At 49.6% G+C, this 20,002-nt stretch carries 15 protein-coding genes and 2 pseudogenes; all 17 read right to left on the reverse strand.

Annotation, left to right across the window (positions count from 1 at the left end; all coding sequences use genetic code 11):
• Positions 1 to 6 precede the first annotated feature (6 nt).
• The 17 genes and pseudogenes from nadA to JCM14374_RS06595 all read right to left on the reverse strand — a co-directional run bounded on the left by nadA (position 7) and on the right by JCM14374_RS06595 (position 19,993).
• Positions 7 to 909: a quinolinate synthase NadA gene (gene nadA / locus JCM14374_RS06510; protein WP_083453914.1), complete on the reverse strand. Its 903-nt coding sequence runs from the start codon at positions 907 to 909 to the stop codon at positions 7 to 9.
• Between the two features lie 188 nt (positions 910 to 1,097).
• Positions 1,098 to 1,469 carry an aspartate 1-decarboxylase gene (gene panD / locus JCM14374_RS06515; RefSeq protein WP_054695060.1) on the reverse strand — a complete coding sequence of 124 codons (372 nt, stop codon included), beginning with the start codon at positions 1,467 to 1,469 and terminating at the stop codon, positions 1,098 to 1,100.
• A 4-nt stretch (positions 1,470 to 1,473) separates the two neighbouring features.
• A pseudogene (panC, locus tag JCM14374_RS06520) lies at positions 1,474 to 2,320 on the reverse strand (pantoate--beta-alanine ligase).
• A gap of 18 nt (positions 2,321 to 2,338) precedes the next feature.
• Complete coding sequence (gene panB / locus JCM14374_RS06525) at positions 2,339 to 3,169, reverse strand: 3-methyl-2-oxobutanoate hydroxymethyltransferase (RefSeq protein ID WP_054695063.1); 831 nt, start codon at positions 3,167 to 3,169, stop codon at positions 2,339 to 2,341.
• Positions 3,170 to 3,234: 65 nt separating this feature from the next.
• A complete protein-coding gene (locus JCM14374_RS06530; RefSeq protein ID WP_242848865.1) occupies positions 3,235 to 4,077 on the reverse strand; it encodes a Rossmann-like and DUF2520 domain-containing protein in 843 nt (280 codons plus the stop codon).
• A gap of 163 nt (positions 4,078 to 4,240) precedes the next feature.
• Positions 4,241 to 4,591 carry a 2-amino-4-hydroxy-6-hydroxymethyldihydropteridine diphosphokinase gene (gene folK, locus JCM14374_RS06535; RefSeq protein ID WP_054695066.1) on the reverse strand — a complete coding sequence of 117 codons (351 nt, stop codon included), beginning with the start codon at positions 4,589 to 4,591 and terminating at the stop codon, positions 4,241 to 4,243.
• A gap of 271 nt (positions 4,592 to 4,862) precedes the next feature.
• Positions 4,863 to 5,222, reverse strand: coding sequence for a dihydroneopterin aldolase (gene folB, locus JCM14374_RS06540; RefSeq protein ID WP_054695069.1), 360 nt, complete (start codon positions 5,220 to 5,222; stop codon positions 4,863 to 4,865).
• Positions 5,215 to 6,390, reverse strand: a complete 1,176-nt coding sequence (folP, locus tag JCM14374_RS06545) for a dihydropteroate synthase (protein WP_242848866.1) — start codon at positions 6,388 to 6,390, stop codon at positions 5,215 to 5,217. The genes folB and folP overlap by 8 nt, the downstream gene beginning before the upstream one ends.
• A gap of 19 nt (positions 6,391 to 6,409) precedes the next feature.
• Positions 6,410 to 6,931, reverse strand: coding sequence for an HD domain-containing protein (locus JCM14374_RS06550; protein ID WP_054695075.1), 522 nt, complete (start codon positions 6,929 to 6,931; stop codon positions 6,410 to 6,412).
• 262 nt (positions 6,932 to 7,193) lie between these two features.
• Positions 7,194 to 8,999, reverse strand: a complete 1,806-nt coding sequence (gene ftsH, locus JCM14374_RS06555) for an ATP-dependent zinc metalloprotease FtsH (protein ID WP_054695082.1) — start codon at positions 8,997 to 8,999, stop codon at positions 7,194 to 7,196.
• A 136-nt stretch (positions 9,000 to 9,135) separates the two neighbouring features.
• Positions 9,136 to 10,539, reverse strand: coding sequence for a tRNA lysidine(34) synthetase TilS (gene tilS / locus JCM14374_RS06560; protein ID WP_054695085.1), 1,404 nt, complete (start codon positions 10,537 to 10,539; stop codon positions 9,136 to 9,138).
• 276 nt (positions 10,540 to 10,815) lie between these two features.
• Positions 10,816 to 13,272, reverse strand: a complete 2,457-nt coding sequence (gene spoIIE / locus JCM14374_RS06565) for a stage II sporulation protein E (protein WP_054695091.1) — start codon at positions 13,270 to 13,272, stop codon at positions 10,816 to 10,818.
• A 199-nt stretch (positions 13,273 to 13,471) separates the two neighbouring features.
• Positions 13,472 to 14,404, reverse strand: a complete 933-nt coding sequence (locus JCM14374_RS06570; protein ID WP_157049004.1) for a formate/nitrite transporter family protein — start codon at positions 14,402 to 14,404, stop codon at positions 13,472 to 13,474.
• 198 nt (positions 14,405 to 14,602) lie between these two features.
• Positions 14,603 to 17,303, reverse strand: a pseudogene (gene fdhF / locus JCM14374_RS13080) (formate dehydrogenase subunit alpha).
• Positions 17,304 to 17,325: 22 nt separating this feature from the next.
• On the reverse strand, positions 17,326 to 18,552 hold the full coding sequence (gene nuoF, locus JCM14374_RS06585) for an NADH-quinone oxidoreductase subunit NuoF (RefSeq protein WP_054695100.1): 1,227 nt from the start codon (positions 18,550 to 18,552) through the stop codon (positions 17,326 to 17,328).
• Between the two features lie 49 nt (positions 18,553 to 18,601).
• A complete protein-coding gene (gene nuoE / locus JCM14374_RS06590; protein WP_054695103.1) occupies positions 18,602 to 19,048 on the reverse strand; it encodes an NADH-quinone oxidoreductase subunit NuoE in 447 nt (148 codons plus the stop codon).
• A 378-nt stretch (positions 19,049 to 19,426) separates the two neighbouring features.
• The gene (locus JCM14374_RS06595) at positions 19,427 to 19,993 is read right to left on the reverse strand and encodes a Ppx/GppA phosphatase family protein (protein WP_054695106.1); all 567 of its coding nucleotides are present in this window, start codon (positions 19,991 to 19,993) and stop codon (positions 19,427 to 19,429) included.
• Positions 19,994 to 20,002: the final 9 nt, after the last annotated feature.

Raw genomic sequence — 20,002 nt, forward strand, 5'->3', positions numbered from 1 at the left:
CCGGCTTTAGATTTGCAGCATGCGCTGCAGTGAAACCATGGCTTTTTGCCGGATATCATGAGCAACATCTACCTGTTCCGACAGCGTCTCCATAGCGTTTGCCAGTTTTTCCAGCCTGATTAACTTCATATCCGCACAGCTAAAACCGCTGCGGGCCATATAGAATTTCTTGTGCGGACTGTTCTTCCGCAGGCGGTGCAGCAGTCCCTCTTCGGTGCCGATAATGAACTCATTTTCAGGACTGTTTTCCACATGTTTTAAAATTCCGGCCGTTGAAAGTACCGCATCAGCACCGCTGTAACCTCCGGCGGCATTCGGGATGAACCACCACCGGCGCGCGGGATGCAAAGTTTTCTGTGCTTCTATTTCCCTGCGGCTGAGCGCGTCGTGAACCGGACAGCACCCGGCCCATAGAATCATGTCCCGGCCCGTTTCACGCTGGATATAACTGCCGAGATTGCGATCCGGCACAAAGATAATCTCCCGGTCAGCGGGAATGGACCGCACCACACTAATTGCGTTCGATGATGTGCAGCAGATATCGCTTTCCGCTTTTACCTCTGCGGAAGAATTAACATAACAGACTACCATCGCCCCGGGATGCAGTTCTTTCAGGCGTTTTAAGCCATCAGCATCAACCATGTCAGCCATAGGACAACCGGCCTGTGGTTCAGGCAAAATAACCGTTTTATCAGGATTTAAAATCTTCGCGCTTTCAGCCATAAAGCGAACTCCGCAGAACACAATGACCCTGGCGTCTGTTACCGCAGCCTGGCGGGCTAACTCCAGGGAATCTCCCACAAAATCAGCTGCGTCCTGAATTTCCGGCAGTTGATAATAATGCGCCATTATCACAGCGCCCAGTTCGTTTTTGCGCCTGCTTATATACGCAAGCAGTTCAGCAGACATAAGCCGCTCCTTTGAGGTTAAAGTACGAAATATAACACAGATATACACATATTTTTACAGATACACACAGATTATTTTAAAATCATAAATATTAGTTTTTACGTATCAACCGCTATTAAATATAACCATACAAATATATCAGTGTACATCAGGATTCAATCTGTGTTCATCTGTGGTCAATTATCTTCTTATTCGTAACTCCCCTGGCATACTTTTACTATCTCGTTCTTTTCATTCACATAAACCAGCCGGGGTTTATGCGATCTGGCTTCCTCGTCATTGAGCACCGTATAGGTCAGGATAATCACTACATCATCCTTTTGCACCTTCCGGGCCGCTGCTCCGTTCAAGCAAATAACTCCTGAACCCCGCTCTCCCCCAATAACGTAGGTATCAAAGCGTTCACCATTATTATTATTTACTATAGTCACTTTTTCATTATCCAGGATGTCGGCGGCATCCATTAAATTACGATCAATGGTGATACTGCCCACGTAGTTCAGGTTGGCATCTGTGACCACAGCGCGGTGAAGCTTGGACTTGAGCATGTGACGAAACACTTTGTTACACCTCCACCAACAGATTATCAATCAAACGTGTATTCCCGAATTTTACCGCCAGGGCAATTAAAATCCTGCCCTCAATCATATCAATTTCCGCCAGGTCATCGGCCCGGTAAAGTTCAACATAATCGATTCGCGCCAATGGTGCGGTTTCTATTATATCTCTGATACGGTTTAGGATGTTTTGCGGGCTTTTTTCCCCCGCCTCAATCATCTCCCGGGCCACAGCCAGAGACTGGCTTAAAACCAGAGCCTGCCTGCGCTCCTCCGCATTAAGATACACATTACGCGAACTCATGGCCAGGCCGTCTTTTTCTCTTACTATGGGCGCTCACAATCTGTAAGGGAAAGTTCAATTCTCGTACCATTTTTTCAATGACGAGTACCTGCTGCGCATCCTTTTGCCCGAAAAACGCCCGGTTCGGTTGACAAATATTAAAGAGCTTTGCCACCACGGTAGCCACGCCTTTAAAATGGCCGGGACGCGACGCCCCGCAAAGCTTGGCTGTAACCTGCCCTTCAATTTCCACAAAGCTGTTGTACCCCGGAGGATACATTTCTGCCGCCGCAGGGGCAAAAACAGCATCGGCCTTCTCTTTCTCCAGCATTTCCAGGTCTTTGCTGAGGTCGCGCGGGTACTTGTCCAGGTCTTCATTCGCTCCAAACTGTATGGGGTTGACAAATATGCTTACCACCACAACATCTGTCTGGCGCCGGGCTTCCCGCACGAGGGACAGATGGCCCTCGTGCAGGTATCCCATAGTCGGCACCAAACCGATGGTCTTGCCCTGGTTTTTCTGGTCTGTGCACCAGTTTTGCATTTCATTAACTGTGTTAAACACTTGCATAAATTACTCCCCAAAATATCAATACAGCTTTTCCAGCACATCATCAGCGATGGTGTAACCATGTTCCGGTCCCGGGAAGCTGCCTTCCTCGACTTCGCGGCGGTAGGCCTGCAGTGCTTCCATTATTATGGGCTGAAGATCGGCATATTTTTTAACAAACTTGGGTATATGCCCCCCGAACATGCCCAGCATATCGTTTATAACCAAAACCTGCCCGTCGCAGTAATGCCCAGCGCCAATACCAATGGTGGGGACGGTTAGTTCCTCGGTTATACGCTTGGCCAGGTCAGTCGGTACCGCTTCCAGTACTATGCTGAATACTCCGGCCTCTTCCAGCGCTTTAGCGTCCTTAATCAGCTTACGGGCCGTTTCCAGGTCTTTGCCTTGAACTTTGAAACCGCCAAACTGGTGCACCGACTGGGGTGTAAGGCCTATATGCCCTACCACCGGGATTTGAGCGTCCAGTATGGCTTTAATGGTATCGACCCTTTCCTGTCCGCCTTCCAGTTTTACCGCCTGCGCGCCGCCTTCTTGAATGAAGCGTCCGGCATTTCTGACGGCTTCAGGAATCGACACATGATATGAAAGAAAAGGCATATCACCTACTACCATGGCGTTTTTAGCCGCCCGGCTGACGGCCCGGGTGTGATGAATCATATCATCCATGGTAACAGCCAGGGTATTCTCATAACCCAATATGACATTCCCCAATGAGTCGCCGACCAGGATCATATCGATTCCGGCGCTGTCAACCATGGCGGCCAGGGAATAATCATAGGAAGTCAGCATTGTGATTTTTTGTTTTGTGGCTTTTTTATCTCTTAATACGGATGTAGTAATACGTGCCATTATTGAATCCCCCTTAAGCCCGTCTGTTTCTTCGTCTGCAGGGTCACAGTCAGATGATTGCCTGGTCAGCTGTTAACATTAGCCCTGGAAAGCTGGCGTATAAAGGCCTTCTGAAACTCTTTCATCAGCTGGGAATCAATAGTGCCTTTTTCCACCGCCACCGGAGCGGTAAAAAATCCCAGCCAGCTGTAGAGCTTCGAAAGCTCAGGCGCCATTTCATCCAGGCAATCCAGATGTTTGGCTATAGTCCCCAGGTCACCGCGAGCTATGGGTCCGGTCAAAGCCTTGGGTATCCCGATATTTTCAATATTTTTTATGGTCCCACTAATCAGCGGCATCAAGGCCTTTGTGGCCATCTGGCGAGGAATCCCTGTGGATTCCAGCAGCTTGATCCCAAAATCTATTATAGTCACCAGGTAATTGGAGACTACACAAGCTCCGGCATGATACAAAGGCTTGGCCTTGCGGTCAATAAAGAAATACTCTCCACCCAGCGTCTCTACGATGCAAACCGCGAATTCATAGGCTTCCTTATCCCCTTCGATACTGAATATCGAACCGGGCAGTATTTCTATAGCCCGTTCGGGATTAGCAAAAGACTGCAAAGGGTGAACTGATAGAACCAGGGCTCCGAATTCCCTGGCCCGGTCAAGAATTTCCGATGACTGAGCGCCGCTCATGTGGACTATAACCTGTCCCTCATGAAAGGCCTTTGCTTCCGCCAGGCTACCCGCTACGTCCTGAATAGCCGTGTCAGAAGTAGTAATAAATAAGATGTCTGCCGAGCGAGAAACTTCCTGGGGTGAAGAATAGGCGGTACATCCGATCCGTTCCACAAGCTGTTTTGTAGATTCGGATTTAACATCATACACACCCGTAATCTCGTAATCTTTCTGGTTGAGTACCACCCAACTGCCGTTCCTACAACTCCCGCCCCGATAATGCCGATTCGTTTTCTCACTCTCGAACCCTCCTTCAGGGTCAGTGATATCCACGCCTGTTTAAAGCTCCAGGTCCTGGTCGTAAATGATCCAGGCGATCTGCTCTTCCAGGAATACCGGCGGGAGACCCCTATATTTTTCTGATTGATTGCGTTTCCTTCTCGGTCTGGACTCTACTCAACACCTCCCTAAGTTTGGTTCCATCGTCCGGAAATACTAATTCCGCGTCAATTTCGGCCAAGGGAACCAGGACAAACAACCTTTGACGCATGTACGGATGAGGCACTTTGACTTCATCATCATCAATCACCTCGCGGCCGTACAAAAGGAGATCCAGGTCTATAATCCGAGGGCCCCATTTTTCAACGTGCTGGCGGCCCATTTTAATTTCAATATCCTGTAAATGGTGTAAGAAATCCAGAGCTGGCAGATCGGTTCTTACCTGCAGCACCTGGTTGATAAATTCGCCTTGATCCGTCATGCCCCAGGGGGCGGTATTATAAAGAGACGAAGCCCCTGTTATTATGGTCTGAGGAATCCCGCTATTTCGTTTACGGCCTGTTTTATATAATATACCCGCGGCTCAATGTTCGATCCCAGCCCCAGGTAAGTTAAAATTTCATAGATATTTTCACCCTCTAAATTAGCATATACCCTGCCTATTGGGCAAGCAATATTTTGGGGATTTTAATAGCCGCAGATTAACTATGAGTTAAAATCATCTGTGTTAATCTGTGTGTATCTGTGGTTAATCAAGCTCTCTCCCGGCGGAGGCGGACGGCGAAGTATTCGAATTCTCCCTCCAGCGGAGCTTCAGGTTTATATACGGTTATTTCCACGGTTTGCACCGGAAACTTATCCAGAATATTGGCAGCGATATCGCCTGCCAGGGCTTCAATCAGGTTAAAGCTTTTGTTTTCCACTATATCCCGTACCAGCTCATAAATCCGGGCATAATCCACGGTATATCCTATATCGTCTTCCCGACTGGCTTTTTCGAGATCCATAAACAGTTCTAAATCAACCTTGAATGGCTGCGCCTGCAACTTCTCCTGCGGCAGCACCCCATGACATCCCTTAAACTGCAGACCCCGGGCTATTATCTTATCCATTTTCCCGCATCACCGCCCAGGTCATATCAGCAATGCGCCGGCTGGCCTTAACATCATGCACACGTATAATATCCGCGCCGTTCATTACCGCCACAGCCGCTACCGCCAGGCTGCCTTCCAACCGATCATCTACTTCCAAATCAAGGGTTTGGCCGATAAATCTTTTGCGGGATGCACCCAGCAAAACCGGGTAACCCAGACTTCTGAACTCGGCCAAATGCTTGATAATTAACCGGTTTTGAGCCGCATTTTTTCCAAAACCGATACCCGGGTCAACCACAATTTGGTCCCTGGTCAATCCGCCCTGCAGGGCCTGGTCAATAGACTCCTCCAGTTCAATCAGGATATCGGATATCAAATCCTCATAGGGTTCATTTTGCTTAAGCTGCATGCGATTATGCATAAGAACCACCGGGGCTTGATGCTCGATCAACACCGGCAGCAAGGAATCATCCATCTGCAACCGGCCAATGTCGTTTATTATATGAACCCCTCGCTCCAAACAGGCCCGGGCTACCTTACCGCGGAAGGTATCAACCGATACCAGGCAATTTTCCTGCAGGAGTTTTTCAACTACGGGCAAAACCCGCCCCAACTCCTGGTCTTCATCCGCCATTTCCGAACCGGGCCGCGATGAAGCCCCCCCGACATCGATTATATCAGCGCCTTCTTCCAGCATCTGCCGCGCATGTTCCAAAGCCCGCCCGGGGTCGATGTATCGTCCCCCGTCAGAGAAGGAATCGGGAGTAACATTTAATATTCCCATTATTAATGGACGCTGGCCCAGCTGCAATTCCCGGCCTCCCGCCAAACGCAGAACCCTTTCTTTGGGTTCTGCAGCCGCCAGGATGGACTCGATCTCAGCCGCCAAACCTTTGAGGCCAAAGGGCTGAATTTTGAGCTTGTCCAGCAATAAACGGTATTGTTTCGTGGTGCCTAAAAGCAAAACATCGCCGCAGCCTTCACCAGACAGAGCCTGACGAGCTATAGCGGCTTCTCCGCCCTTGGAGAGCATTTCTTGTTTTATTATCAGGGCGGCGCGGGCGGAGATATTTTTTAATTTCAGGCAGTGAAAAAAAGCCTTGGGCAGCAGATACTGGTAAGCGCCCGGGTCAACGCCCACGGCTTCCAGCAAGCCCCTGGCTTCCTGTTCATTATATATTTTCACCACATGATGCCCCGGCATGTTAATACTCCAGGCTGCTTAAGCTGGCATCGCGGTTTTTCATTTTAGGGCATACATTTTGGGCCGGGCATTCCAGACACAGGTGCGACAGGTTGTCGGCCCGGTGCAGCCTCTCCCCCAGGAAGCTCATATCCATGCTTATATTACGGTGTTCAAATATGCCCTGGCAGATAATTTCAATCTCCTGTTCGTTAAACAAGGCCCGGGGCAAAACCTCACGGGCCAGCCGGGAGCCATATGAGGCATGGTCTGTTCCGGTCTGGAATTCCTTCCATTTTCCGATATCGTGCAAAAGCCCGGCGGCGTAAATCACCTCTTTAGCAGCCAGCTTTCCGCTCAAACCAGATTCCTTTATGAAATAGTTCAGATCGTTGTTTTCCAGTACCAGTATGTAGGTTATGCGGGCTACGTCCAGGTGGTGCCTGAAATCGTGCTGACAATAGGCGTTGATTTCTTCATCCATATTGCGCTGGATATAGTCTTTATACATCGTATCGTTAATCAATAAATCTATTCTTTTCATATCCTCACCCTTTCACAAAGGTATACTGGTATTTTATTATATTAAACGAAGAGCGGGAAAATCCTTCATAACTCTATTAATTTATTCGTTTTCATGGCAAAATGTTTCACCGCTTGCCATATTTTTCATATGCGATGGTATAAATTAATATAACCGGGTATATCCCCGGTTATTCTTATTTTATCATTGAACCGCACAGTATTTTCTGATGGTTGACTTGGGAAGGGTTCAGCACGTTAGTGTCAATCTGCGGCTATTATATTTATTCCGGCTGGTCCTGCATAATTTTTTCGAACTCGTCCGCTTCCATGGTTTCATGTTCTATCAGATAAGCGGCTATCTGGTGGAGTTTTTCCATATGCTCCTGCAATATCTTTTCCGCTTTATGATAACAGGTGTCAATGAATAAACTGGCTTCTTTATCGATAGCATAGGCTATGGCATCAGAATAGTTGCGGTCGCGGGAAATGTCCCGGCCCAGGAAAACCTCCTCGCTCTTATGACCAAAGGTAAGCGGGCCCAGTTCATCAGACATCCCGTATTCGGTAATCATTTTGCGCACGATACTGCTGGCTCGTTCCAGGTCATTTTGCGCCCCGGTGCTGACATCGTTTAATACCAGCGCTTCGGCGACGCGCCCGCCGAGCAGGGTGCTGACCTCGTCTAAGAGATAGGACTTGGTGATATAATTACGGTCCTCTTCCGGCAGCAAAAGGGTATAACCCCCGGCTCTCCCGCGCGGAATAATCGATATCTTATGCAGCTTGTCAGTATGGGGCAGAATATAACCGACCAGGCCGTGTCCGGCTTCATGGTAGGCCACCAGGCGCTTCTCTTTGTCTGAAATAACCCGGGTCTTCTTCTCCGGTCCGGCTATGACCCTTTCGATAGATTCTTCCATCTCCTCCATGCCTACGGTCTCTTTGTTGCGGCGGGCGGCTAACAGAGCGGCTTCATTGACCAGGTTGGCCAGATCGGCGCCGGTAAAACCGGGAGTGCGTTTGGCCAAAATCGATAAATTCACATCCTGAGCCAGAGGCTTGCCTTTGACATGGACTTCCAAAATGGCTTCCCGCCCTTTGACATCCGGTTTGTCTATTAATATATGACGGTCAAAACGTCCAGGCCTCAACAAAGCCGGGTCCAGAATATCCGGGCGGTTGGTGCCGGCCATAACAATAATGCCTTCATTGGTGCTGAACCCGTCCATCTCCACCAGGAGCTGGTTTAAGGTCTGCTCCCTCTCATCATGGCCCCCGCCCAGTCCGGCGCCTCGCTGGCGGCCCACAGCATCGATCTCATCAATAAATACTATACAGGGGGAGTTGCGCTTGGCCTGTTCGAAGAGGTCTCTGACCCGGGCCGCGCCCACACCTACGAACATTTCCACAAAATCGGAACCGCTGATGGAGAAGAAGGGCACCCCGGCCTCACCGGCTACGGCTTTGGCCATAAGGGTTTTGCCTGTGCCGGGGGCGCCGAATAATAGTACGCCTTTGGGAATCTTGGCCCCGATGCGAATGAATTTCTGCGGGTTTTTGAGGAACTCGACCACTTCCTGCATTTCCTCTTTGGCCTCTTCGGCTCCGGCCACATCGGCAAACGTGACCTTAACATCTTCAGGAGACATCATCCGCGCCCGGCTGCGCCCGAACTGCATTACCCGGTTGCCTCCGCCCTGAGTCTGATTCATGATAAATATCAGGAAAGCAATTAAAATGATAATCGGGAAAAGGGTGGTCAAAAGCGACATCCACCAGGGGGTAGGAGGTACGCGGTCTATGGTATAATCAACCTTTTGCTCGTTCAATACCTGGATGAGATCACTCTCTTTGGGGGCGGTAGTGATAAACAATTTGTCATTTCTAAGCTTACCCTGAACATTATAAATGTTGTCATCTACTTCAATCTTAACGCTCTTTACCTGTCCCTGCTGCAGTTTGCTCAAAAATTGGGGATAGGTGTACTTGCTGGCCTCTTCCCCGGACTTTGAAGTAAACTGAATGGCAAACAGGGCCAACAGGACGATGAGCGCGTATATGGCTATGTTTTTCAGAGCTTTATTCAAAGCCATTCTCTCCTTTAATGCTTATACGAAGGGGTAACCATTTTTTTCATGTGTATAGAGATATACCGTAATATTGTAGCATACCGTGATACCCTTTTCAATCATGGCCGCAAACGTGACCGAAAACCTCTTTTCCTCATCGTTTCTGGACCACCAGTATATTCCGGGAATCTGGTCCTGCCGCGCCCCTTTGATCAATTCTTAAACCGAGCAGGGCATATATATTGCCTTTTTCGGCTGCCAGCAGCGGATAAAAGTCACGTTCAGCCCGGGGCAGTTTGATATCAATAAAAAAGTCCTTAATTTTCTTTTTGCCGTTCAGCCCGGTCGGATAAAAATAATCTCCCGGCTGGCGGCTGCGAATTACCAGGTCCTTTTCCAGTTTATCGTAGTCCAGGCAAGCCGCTTTGGTTTTCGGCATATCCTGCCCGGCCGCAATAATCGTAAAAACCAGGGTACAGTCAATCTCCTTAATATATACTTCACCCGGTACCTTAACGGGATAGCAATAAGCCGGCGCTTTTGCATCCGGTTTACCCAGATGCAGTTCCTTATAATTCACCTGCGCGACCAGATCCTGACGCAGCTTGATTTGCCGTCCTGAGCCGGGCCTGGCCAAAAGTTCGCGTATATATTCGACATCAGCTATGCTCCACCCGCTCATGCCTTGCAGCAGGCCCAGCGCATGAAGCAGCAGACGCCGTTGATAAGCGGGATGAAAACCCTGCAGTTTCTGTATATTAAGGATTAGCTTGCCCGGGTCCTGCCGAATCAAAACCTGCGGCCACAGGATGCTGCTCTGCTGCTCCATGGCCTCATTTTCATCCCGGGCAATATCAGCCAGGCGGTTTAGGTTCTCAACCATACGAGGATTAAAATTTTTCTCCAGGCAGGGAAGCAATTGGCGGCGAATACGATTGCGCAGATAATAGGTTTCGTTATTACTGGGATCCAGACAATAGGGGACTGAATTTTCCGCCAGGTAATCCATAATTTCCGCCCGGCGTACACAGAGCAGGGGCCGAATCAGATTGCCGTTTTCCGGCATAATGCTGCGTAAACCCTTAATGCCGCTGCCGCGGATGAGATTAAGCAGAACGCCCTCGGCCCGGTCGTCCTGATGATGAGCCGTAGCCATCTTTGTTCCCCCGGTTTCCTGCATGAGATCCCGGAAAAACTGATAGCGCGCATCCCGCCCCGCTTCTTCCAAAGATTTTCTCTCCTGCCGCGCCTTATTTCTGATGTCCTGACTCCGGCAATAGAACTCTATGCCCTGCTTGCGGCAATAGCCCCGGACTAATTCTTCTTCCTCCCCGGCTTCTTCCCGCAATTGATGGTTGAAATGGGCCGCGATGATTCTGCCTTCGAGTTCACGCATCAAGCCATGTAAAAGGTGCAAAAGAGCCATAGAATCCGGCCCCCCGGAAACTCCGACAATTACAACATCGCCGGCTGTAATCAGCCCCTGCTCAACAATGAATTTTTTAACCTTATCACGCATAAAACTTTCCTTAATATTGACGCTGAAAACGCTGACCATTTATGAATATCGCAGAATGTATCTAATTGATATGCTACCCAAGTTTAAACCGTTAGTAAACGCATAATCTAAATGGTTGTGCATTCAAACCGAAAAATTTGACCCTGCCGCTGATAATAGGCATTGATATTACTTCGCGACACCCCGCGTAAACTTATCTACAGAAAATAAAAAACCATACTTTCCTATACAATCAAAAAACAAAACACAGGTTTACACTAATAATCATATTCTAAAATCAGTGTAAATCTGTGTTAATCTGTGGCTATTAAATTCTTACGCCACATCAATGTACATGCATATGATGCTCATGTCGTCAGCGGGTTTGCCTTTACATAGGCTCATGGCCTTGTTCATGAGCAGCTCGGCCAGGCGCTGGGGGTCGTTCTCATCCACACTGCTCAGAAAATCGGGCAGCCAGCGGTCCGCCCCAGCCTGGCGGGATATCTCCAGAACTCCGTCACTGACCATAACCAGCATATCCCGGGGGCAGAGATAACGTTTTTCACAGGCCGCTTCCACCTCCTCCAGTATGCCGACCGGCGGCGAACTGGCACTGATAGCCGCCACATTCCGGCCCCGTTTTAGAAAAGACGGGGCTGCCCCCACCTTAACCACATCTAATTCTCCCGAATATAAATCTATTACCAGCATATCTATGGTGGCGAAGCTTTCCTCACAGGAGCGCAGCAGCAAAACAGAATTGATGGTCTGCAGGGCCAAATCCCTATCAAAACCGCAATTTAAAAGATTTTCCAGCAGACGCACTGCTGCCTGGCTTTGCTGGGCGGCTTTTTCTCCTATCCCCATGCCATCGCTTAAGGCCACCAGTTCTTTGCCTTCTTTCAAAGTAGCGATAGTAAAACTGTCTCCGCACACTTTTTCCCGCGCTACCTGGGCGGCGCCGCTGCTGACCCGGTAACTGAGCGCCCTGGTGAGGGTGAAGGAACAGCTGCTGCGGGTCGGGAAGCGCGGGCACTTTTTATCGCACACTACTACCCTTTGCCCCATGATGCCGGAGACCATTGATGCCACCTCGGTTTCGCAGTATTGATGATCACCGCACGACTCACATTGAACATCCAGGTAGAGTTGGGCTCCGCTGCGCACCGGAGTCAGGTTTTTTACCTTCATGCTTCTTTGCTTTAGTTCCAGGAACAGTTTCTTGCGCAATTCATAATCGATGTCCAGTTCCATGTCGATTTCCGCTGCGAGGTTTTTGATTACCTGACTTACCCCTTGAAGCTGACGGGAAACCAGTTCCCGGGATTCATTCAATTTACCTGACCAGTATTCATTAATACGCAGCTTGTCAAAAAGGTGATTGATGCTGTTCACCATTTCGCGGCCATTTACACAACGGCGGCGAAATCCCGGCGGACATTGCTCCAGGTTGACTTCCCCGCCATTCTCAGCCAGAGCGAAAATATCCAGGATTTCCTGCGATGTGCTGTAGGAATCCCGCTCCCAGCATAAATCATAACGCGAACAGTTATGGCAAAATTTATCCGCCAACTCCTCGTAGAGGTAATTCAAGTATCCGCTGCGGCTTACCCGGCCTGTTCCGGGAACGTCTTCCCCAAAGCTGCTGGAGAGTTCGTCAAAGACCCCGGCCAGGTGCGCTATACGCTGGCGGGCTGTAGTCTGCAGTCCCGCATCCATTATTTTTAGTTCTCGATTCCTTATTTCGTCAATTGTACCCAGTGATTGAACCGGCAGTTTTTCCTTCAGACTTTCCGGCAGAAGCATAAATAAAAGTGCAGCCGCGCCGGTTTCCCACATTCCCAGTATGGTGGCCTGGGTCTCGGATATAAACATGGACAAAGCCAGGTTGCCCAGCATAAACCCGATTATTATGCCTAACCGTCCAAAATTCCTGAACATACCGGCCAAAAGACCAGAGATAGCGTACAAACCCAGGCTCTGAGCAAAGACGCTCGAACTCAATGAGGGGATAATCCCTGCCATGACCCCTACCATGGTGCCGCCGCCGCTCCCCCAGATAAGGGCAGCCACCAGGATGCCCAGGCGGCAGAGCACTCCAGCCAGGCTTAAGCCAAAACACTTAATGCCGGTTAAGCCCATAATGAGCCCTATCCCTGCCACCAGAAATGATGCCAGGTCTTCAAAGCTGAATTCCACCAGGGGTTTGCGTGATTGCAGGCTGTCACGGACCACCAGGAATACAAAGCAAAGAATACCTGCGATAATGGCTTCAAAAACCGTCACCATCTCCTGGTAAAAAGAAAGTTCGCTAAGGAGCATGAAAACGGTTTTACTGACAAACACGCAGGCAAAGGTTATCAAGGGCAGCCCCCACCAGTTCTTCTCCCGAGGCAGGGGGGCATAACTTATCACCCCTAATAAAAGCGCGCAGGCTATAATATTTCTTCCCAGGGCGCTGCCGTGCTGCACACTTAAAAAGCCCAGGATTGTGGCCACCGCTATCAGAGCCGCCCGGGCTTTATTACGAAAACCAAACGATGCCAACCAGGCAAACGCAAACGGCAACAATTCCCCCAATACAAAGGCGCGGGCCATTAGTAAAGCGCACAGGCTAAGGCCCAGGCTGCTCCAGGTCAGAAGCGGCTTTACGGCCGGGACCGCTGCCGTTTTAAACACTGGCGGCACCTTAACTCTTTGCAGTAAGGCTGTAATATGAGGTCCGCCTCTGGGTCTTTCATTGACCGCGGAAATACGCTGATAAGGATAGATTTCAATCTTATCCAGCATCTCTCTCCCCCTATTCCATAGTCCTGTCCATCCATTATAACAAGCCTTTATGGTAAATTTTGTAATTACTTAGGGGCAGCATTGCGGTACTTTTTCGTAAAATCATAAAATAGCAGCGAAAATCAGCCTTGATTTTACATGAAACTAAAAAAGGAGGTCCCTTTAATCGAGACCTCCTTTGAGAATCGACTGATTTTATTTAGGCTTTGGCACTCTTGTCAGCATTAGCAGCCGGAGCAGACGGTTTGAGGTAAGCATACCAGTAGAAGCTTCCCACAAAGATTGATCCGCCTACGATGTTGCCCAGGGTAACCGGAACCAGATTGTTCACCAGGAAGGTCTTCCAGGTAAATACTTTAGCGACGCCTGCTTTGAAAGCAGCCATAGCAGCAATAGCGTCAGGAGGCAGGGTTCCGCCCGCGGCCAGCAGAGCAGCCTGGTCAGGGGTCAGAACGCTCTTGGCGGCAACGTCAACGATAGCCGGAATGTGAGAAACAACCAGACCCATGGGAATAAAGAACATGTTGGCTACGCTATGCTCGAAGCCGCTGGCAACGAAGGCCATGATGGGGAAGAAGATCGCGAACACCTTGCCTACCACATCTTTGCTGGCCAAAGCAAGCCATACAGCCATACAAACCAGCCAGTTACAGAGAATGGCCCGGCAGAAGGCTGCGCTCCAGGTCAGTTCGAGTTTGCCTTTAGCGATCAAAAGGGATTTGGCACCTACGGCACCTTTGAAAAGCCCTACTGAAGTGGTGCCATCAGCACCCACACCATAGAAGCCGCCGGCGATAATATAAACCAGCAAAAGAGAACCGATAAAGTTGGCTATCCATACAATAACCCAGTTCTTTAACAGAGCTCCCCAGGAGCAGGAACCGTTCAGAGCGCCGATCATCATGAACATGTTGTTGCCGGTGAACAGTTCCGCGCCGCCGATAACAACGAGCATCAGGCCTACGCTAAATACTGCGCCGAACATAAACTGACCAAAGCCGTTACCCAGGTATTTGGCAATATCCTGGCCCACCATGGTGGCCAGGTTGGCGCCGAAGCCAATGTAGACCCCGGCCAGTATCCCCAGTATTAATAACTGGCCGAAGGTAAGGGTGGATTTCTTTTGACTTATGCCGCAGCTACGCCTGCTACTTCACCAGGTCCAAAACAATTCATCAATTACTCATCCTTTCAATAAATATAATAGGGCTGCGATTCCACACAGATTCATACAGATTCTTAAGCATGAACACAAATATAAAAGATGGTATTAAATCAGGTTTTGGGTTTAATCATAATCTGTATTCATCTGTGTTGGTCATGGTCAATTTTAAATTTTCTCTACCCGCGCGGCAGCTACCTTGTACTCGGGAATGCCCGCTACCGGGTCCAGGGACTCCGGTGAAGCGTTAGTGAGTACATTGGCTGCGGCTTCCGCAAAGTGGAAATAAGTGAAAATAACATTTTCGCTTACTGCTGCGGTTATTCTGGCCTTCACATCGATTTTTCCCCGGCGGGTAATCACTCTTACCATGTCGCCGTCGTTAATACCCAGATTTGCAGCCGTAACCGGACTAATCTGCACTTCATTTTCAGGTTGTATAGCATCAAGCGCTATTGCCCGTCGGGTCATGGTACCGGTATGGTAATGATAGAGACTGCGTCCGGTAGTTAAAATGAGCGGGTATTCTTCATCAGGCAATTCAGCCGCTTCTTTAAATTCAATCGCGTGGAATAATCCCAGCCCGCGATTAAATTTTTCCTTGTGCAGAACCGGAGTTCCGGCATGATCCTCACTGGGGCAGGGCCACTGCAAACCCTTTCCTTCCAGGCGCTGGTAGGTCATACCCGCATAGGAAGGAGTTACGGTGCGGATTTCCTCGAAAATCTCTTCCACTGAGTTGTAATTCATGCTATAGCCCAGGCGATTAGACAATTCACAGATAATCTGCCAATCGGGGCGGGCGTCTCCGCGAGGATTGACCGCCTTGCGCACCCTTTGCACCCGCCGTTCGGTATTGGTGAAGGTGCCGTCCTTTTCAGCAAAACTTACTCCCGGAAATACCACATCCGCCTTTTGAGCGGTTTCGGTCAGGAAAATATCCTGGACCATCAGGAAATCCAGGTTGTCCAAGGCCTCTTCCACATGATGAATATCAGGGTCGCTCATCATCGGGTTTTCACCGATTACAATAAGTCCTTTCAGTTCTCCATGGTGAGCTTTGGCAATAGCGGCGGTTATAGTTAATCCGTTATTCGGTGAAAGCTTAACTCCCCATGCCTTTTCAAATTTCTCCCGCACAGCGTCGTCAACTACCTTCTGGTAGGCGGGATAAGTCACGGGCAGAGCTCCCATGTCACAGGCTCCCTGCACATTATTCTGGCCGCGCAAGGGATTTACCCCGGTTCCGGGTTTACCCAGATTGCCAGTAAGCAGTGCCAGATTGCAGATGGATTTTACATTATCAGTACCGGTGCTATGCTGGGTAAGTCCCATGGCGTAGCATATCGACGCTCTTTCCGCACTGGCATAAAGACGAGCGGCCATCCTGATATCTTCAGCCGCAACTCCAGTTATCTTTTCCACAGCTTCAGGCGTATATTTGGCTACAACCGCAGCCATTTCTTCATAGCCCTCGGTGCGGTTGGCGATGAACTCTTTATCCGCCAGTCCTTCCTCGATAATAACATTCATCATCCCATTGATTAATGCCACATCAGTACCGGGCTTGAATTGTATAAATACATCCGCCATATTGGAAAGGTCAATAGAGCGGGGGTCGGCCACAATCAATTTGGCGCCGTTCTTACGTACATTGCTCTTGATTTTGTAGCCTATTACCGGGTGGTTTTCGGTGGTATTGGTTCCAATTAAAAATACCAGCTGCGCGTCATTCTGCAACTCATTAATGGAGTTGGTCATTGCGCCGCTTCCAAATGCTGCCCCCAGACCGGCGACAGTAACGGAGTGTCAGAGACGGGCGCAATGGTCGACGTTATTGCTTCCTATTACGGCCCTCATAAGCTTTTGCGCCAAATAATTCTCCTCATTAGTCATTCGAGCTGACGAGAACATGGCCAGGGAATCAGGGCCGTTTTTCGCTTTTATTTCCTTAATCTTTCCGGCGGCATAATCCAAGGCCTCATCCCAACTGGCCGGCCTTAATTCACCATTTTCTCTGATTAATGGGGTGGTAAGGCGCTGGGGAGAATTAACAAAATCCCAGCCAAAACGGCCCTTAACACACAGCGCCCTTATTGACCGGGCTGAACCCTTCGTCGCGCATGGAGCTTACCCCCACTATCTGGTCGTCTTTGACATTAAGCTCGAAAGTACAGCCTGTTCCGCAGTAGGTACAGGTAGTTGCCACTTTATCGACCTGATAGGATTTGCCCTTGCCCATGGAAATCTTGCTGTTCAGCGCTCCCACCGGGCAAACCATGACGCACTGGCCGCAGAATACACACGGCGAATCCTCCAGGTTGCCGTTGAAAGCCGTGGCGATTCGGGCATGATGACCCCTGTGTTCAACATTGATAGCCTGGGCTCCGGTTATTTCTTCACAGGCCCGAACGCAGCGGGTGCACATGATGCACTTATCATAATCCCTTTCAATAAAGGGATTGGGGTCGTTTTTAAAGAAGTGCGGGCCTTCCCCCGCAAAACGAGACTCCCCTACCCCGTAGCGGTAGCAGTAGTCCTGCAGGCGGCAGTCCCCGTCCTTTTCGCAGACATGGCATTCCAGTTTGTGGCGGGCCAGCAAGAGCTCCAGGACCACCTTACGGGCCTCAATAACATCCGGACTCTCGGTCTCTATTACCATGTTGTTCTCGACCGGAGTTACACAGGAAGCCAGCAGATTGCGGCGTCCCTTGGCCTCTACCACACAGATGCGGCAGGAACCGGCCAGTCTGAGGTCGGGATCATAGCAAAAAGTGGGTATATCGGCTCCGGCTTGGCGGCAGGCATCAATCAGCATAGTGCCTTTAGGCACCTGCATTTCTTTTCCGTCTATAGTTATATTAAACATCTTTTTCCTCCTTTCTTATAAACTACAGCACTTTGCGCAGGTATTCATGCTTGAAATGTTTTATAGTGCTGTCGATAGGAATGGGGGCGGCTTGCCCCAGGCCGCACAGGGCTGCCTTTTGCATTACCTTGGAAAGAAGGGTTAAAAGATCGAGGTCCGCTTCCCTTCCGCGCCCGTTATTGATACGTTCCATTATCTCCCGGCAGCGGAAGGTTCCTTCACGGCACGGGTTGCACTTGCCGCAGGATTCATGTTCAAAGAATTTAGATATTCTGGTTACTACATCAACAATGTCTCTGGTCTCGTCCAGTACCAGTACCGCGCCTGAACCCAGAGCCGCTCCGATTTTGCCCATGGAATCAAAGTCTATGGGGGTATCCAGGTTGGCTTCCGGAATAAACGCCCCGGAGGTGCCGCCTACCTGTACGGCTTTAAATTTCTTGCCGCCGGGGATGCCTCCGCCCAGTTCAAAGATGACTTCCCGCAGGGTTGTGCTGGTAGGTACTTCAAAATAGGTGCGATTGACTACATCACCGGTCAGGGTAAGGACCTTGGTGCCGGGATAGCTGGCTGCGCCGATTCCCGCAAACCATTGGGCGCCATTAACCAGTATATATGGCAGGCAGGCAAAGGTTTCCACATTGTTCACCACGGTCGGAGCTTTCCATAAGCCCTCCACGCCGGGGAAAGGCGGCTTAAAGCGGGGCTCGCCGCGATGACCCTCTATGGATTCGATCAGGGCGGTCTCCTCACCGCAAACATAAGCCCCCGCGCCCATTCTCACTTCTATGTCGAAGTCGCCCAGAGCGCCGCTGGCTTTGGCGCTGGCGACGGCCTTGCGCAGGAGTTCCGCCACAAAGGGGTATTCGCCCCGGCAGTAGATGTATCCCTGCTGGGAGTTAATGGCCAGACCGCAGATAGCCATGCCTTCAATCAAGGCCTGGGCGTTCTTCTCACAGATTATCCTGTCTTTATAGGTTCCCGGTTCGCCTTCATCCAGATTGCATACTACATATTTTACCGGTACATTCTGGGGTACGAAGCTCCATTTCATGCCGGCGTTAAAACCGGCGCCGCCGCGCCCCCTGAGATTCGATGATTTTACCTCTTTGATGAGGTCTTCTCTGCTCATCCCGCGAGCTTTTTCTAGACCCTTATAGCCTCCAACTTTGATATAATCTTCGGCACTGGCGGGGTCTATACGATCTGCATGCTCCAGCAGGACACGCATTTCTATAGCTGTCTTCATAACAATCCCTTTCTTTCTCTCCCGCATCTTTATTTATATATCGCGGGTTCTATTTATACCTCGCCAGTATTTCAGGTACCTTTTGGGGAGTGACATCAAAAACCGGTTCGCTGTTAACGCTTAGAACAGGCGTAGCCTGGCACTGGCCAATACACTCGGTCAACTCCAGGGTAAACCTGCCATCGGCTGTCGTTTCCCCTACCTTAATATTCAGTTCTTTTTCCAGAGCCTTTAATACTTCATCGGCGCCGGCAATGTGACAGGGCGCGCTTTCACACATGCGGATAATATATTTGCCGCGCTTTTTCACTGACAAATAGGAATAAAATGTGGCCACTCCATAAGCCTGGGCTTCGGAAATGCCAAATACTTTTGCCGCTTCGGAAACCGCTTCTTCAGGAAGGTAATTATATTTACGTTGGATAGCGTGGTAGGCTTCAATAAGTCCGCCGGGCTTGTCCCGATACGGGGAAATGATATCCAGGCAGCTGGGCACAGTTTCACCTCCTTTCTCTTCTTGTTTTGATCATTCCTTGACACGCAATGAGACTTGCCATGTTACAAGAAAATTATCATTTCTCATTTAAACTCCATTATATTATATATTCCACAGCAAATCGGCATCACCTTGCCTGGCCAGGGATGTATAACCGATAATTATATAACAACATTTTACATGCCAAAGACACTATGCCTGACATTTAACGTCCAAGAAGGAAATTTCGCTTTGAGAATAAATTCACCTGTAATATATATTAGTTAAAATAATGGTTCTGCTCACGCCCCTGGTTTTTCCAAATCAAACCGTCGAGAATATCGCTTTCGCTGACGGTTATATAATCACGGTTCAGTTCTTCCATTATTATCTTAATTATTAACGCGCCGGAAGGATGATGTCAGCTCTTTCCGGCTGTAAACCGGGTATGAGCCTCCGTTCCGGCAGGGTCAAACTGTTTAGTTTATTGTATATTTCATTGACGTCCTGGCAGGAAAGCATCTGACCATGCACCAGTTCGGACCTGTATTCCCTCAGCTTGAGTTTAACCGCCGCCAGGGTGGCGGCGGTTCCCCCGACAAACACCAGGGGATTATCTGCCCATTCAGCTTTATGTTGATTTAATACTGCCAATGCCCGTCTTATAGCATCAGAATTCATGCGGGTCTCGGTTGCGCGCACCGCCCCCAGGGGCAGTGAAAGGGCAAAAACACCGCCTGCATTTTCCAGCATAAATTCGGTGCTGCCTCCGCCAAGATCGACTACCAGCGGAGAAGCGATCAGGCTTAATCCCTTTTTAACTCCCAAATAACTTAAGGCGGCTTCTTCATTTCCATCAATAACCCTGACATTAAACCTGCACTCCCGCCAGGCTTCTTCGACAAATTCATCCCGATTGCCGGCCTCCCGTACCGCACTGGTCGCCACTATATCGGTATGATCCACCTGGTAACC

It is taken from the genome of Syntrophomonas palmitatica JCM 14374 (assembly GCF_001311885.1).
Classification (GTDB): Bacteria; Bacillota; Syntrophomonadia; order Syntrophomonadales; family Syntrophomonadaceae; genus Syntrophomonas_A; species Syntrophomonas_A palmitatica.

Bases quoted from the DNA above. Each gene is read 5' to 3' on its own strand.
- nadA (WP_083453914.1), bottom strand. From the start codon at position 909: ATGTCTGCTGAACTGCTTGCGTATATAAGCAGGCGCAAAAACGAACTG.
- panB (WP_054695063.1), bottom strand. From the start codon at position 3,169: ATGGCACGTATTACTACATCCGTATTAAGAGATAAAAAAGCCACAAAA.
- folK (WP_054695066.1), bottom strand. From the start codon at position 4,591: ATGACGGATCAAGGCGAATTTATCAACCAGGTGCTGCAGGTAAGAACC.
- folB (WP_054695069.1), bottom strand. From the start codon at position 5,222: ATGGATAAGATAATAGCCCGGGGTCTGCAGTTTAAGGGATGTCATGGG.
- JCM14374_RS06550 (WP_054695075.1), bottom strand. From the start codon at position 6,931: ATGAAAAGAATAGATTTATTGATTAACGATACGATGTATAAAGACTAT.
- tilS (WP_054695085.1), bottom strand. From the start codon at position 10,539: ATGGTCAGCGTTTTCAGCGTCAATATTAAGGAAAGTTTTATGCGTGAT.
- spoIIE (WP_054695091.1), bottom strand. From the start codon at position 13,272: ATGCTGGATAAGATTGAAATCTATCCTTATCAGCGTATTTCCGCGGTC.
- nuoF (WP_054695100.1), bottom strand. From the start codon at position 18,552: ATGAAGACAGCTATAGAAATGCGTGTCCTGCTGGAGCATGCAGATCGT.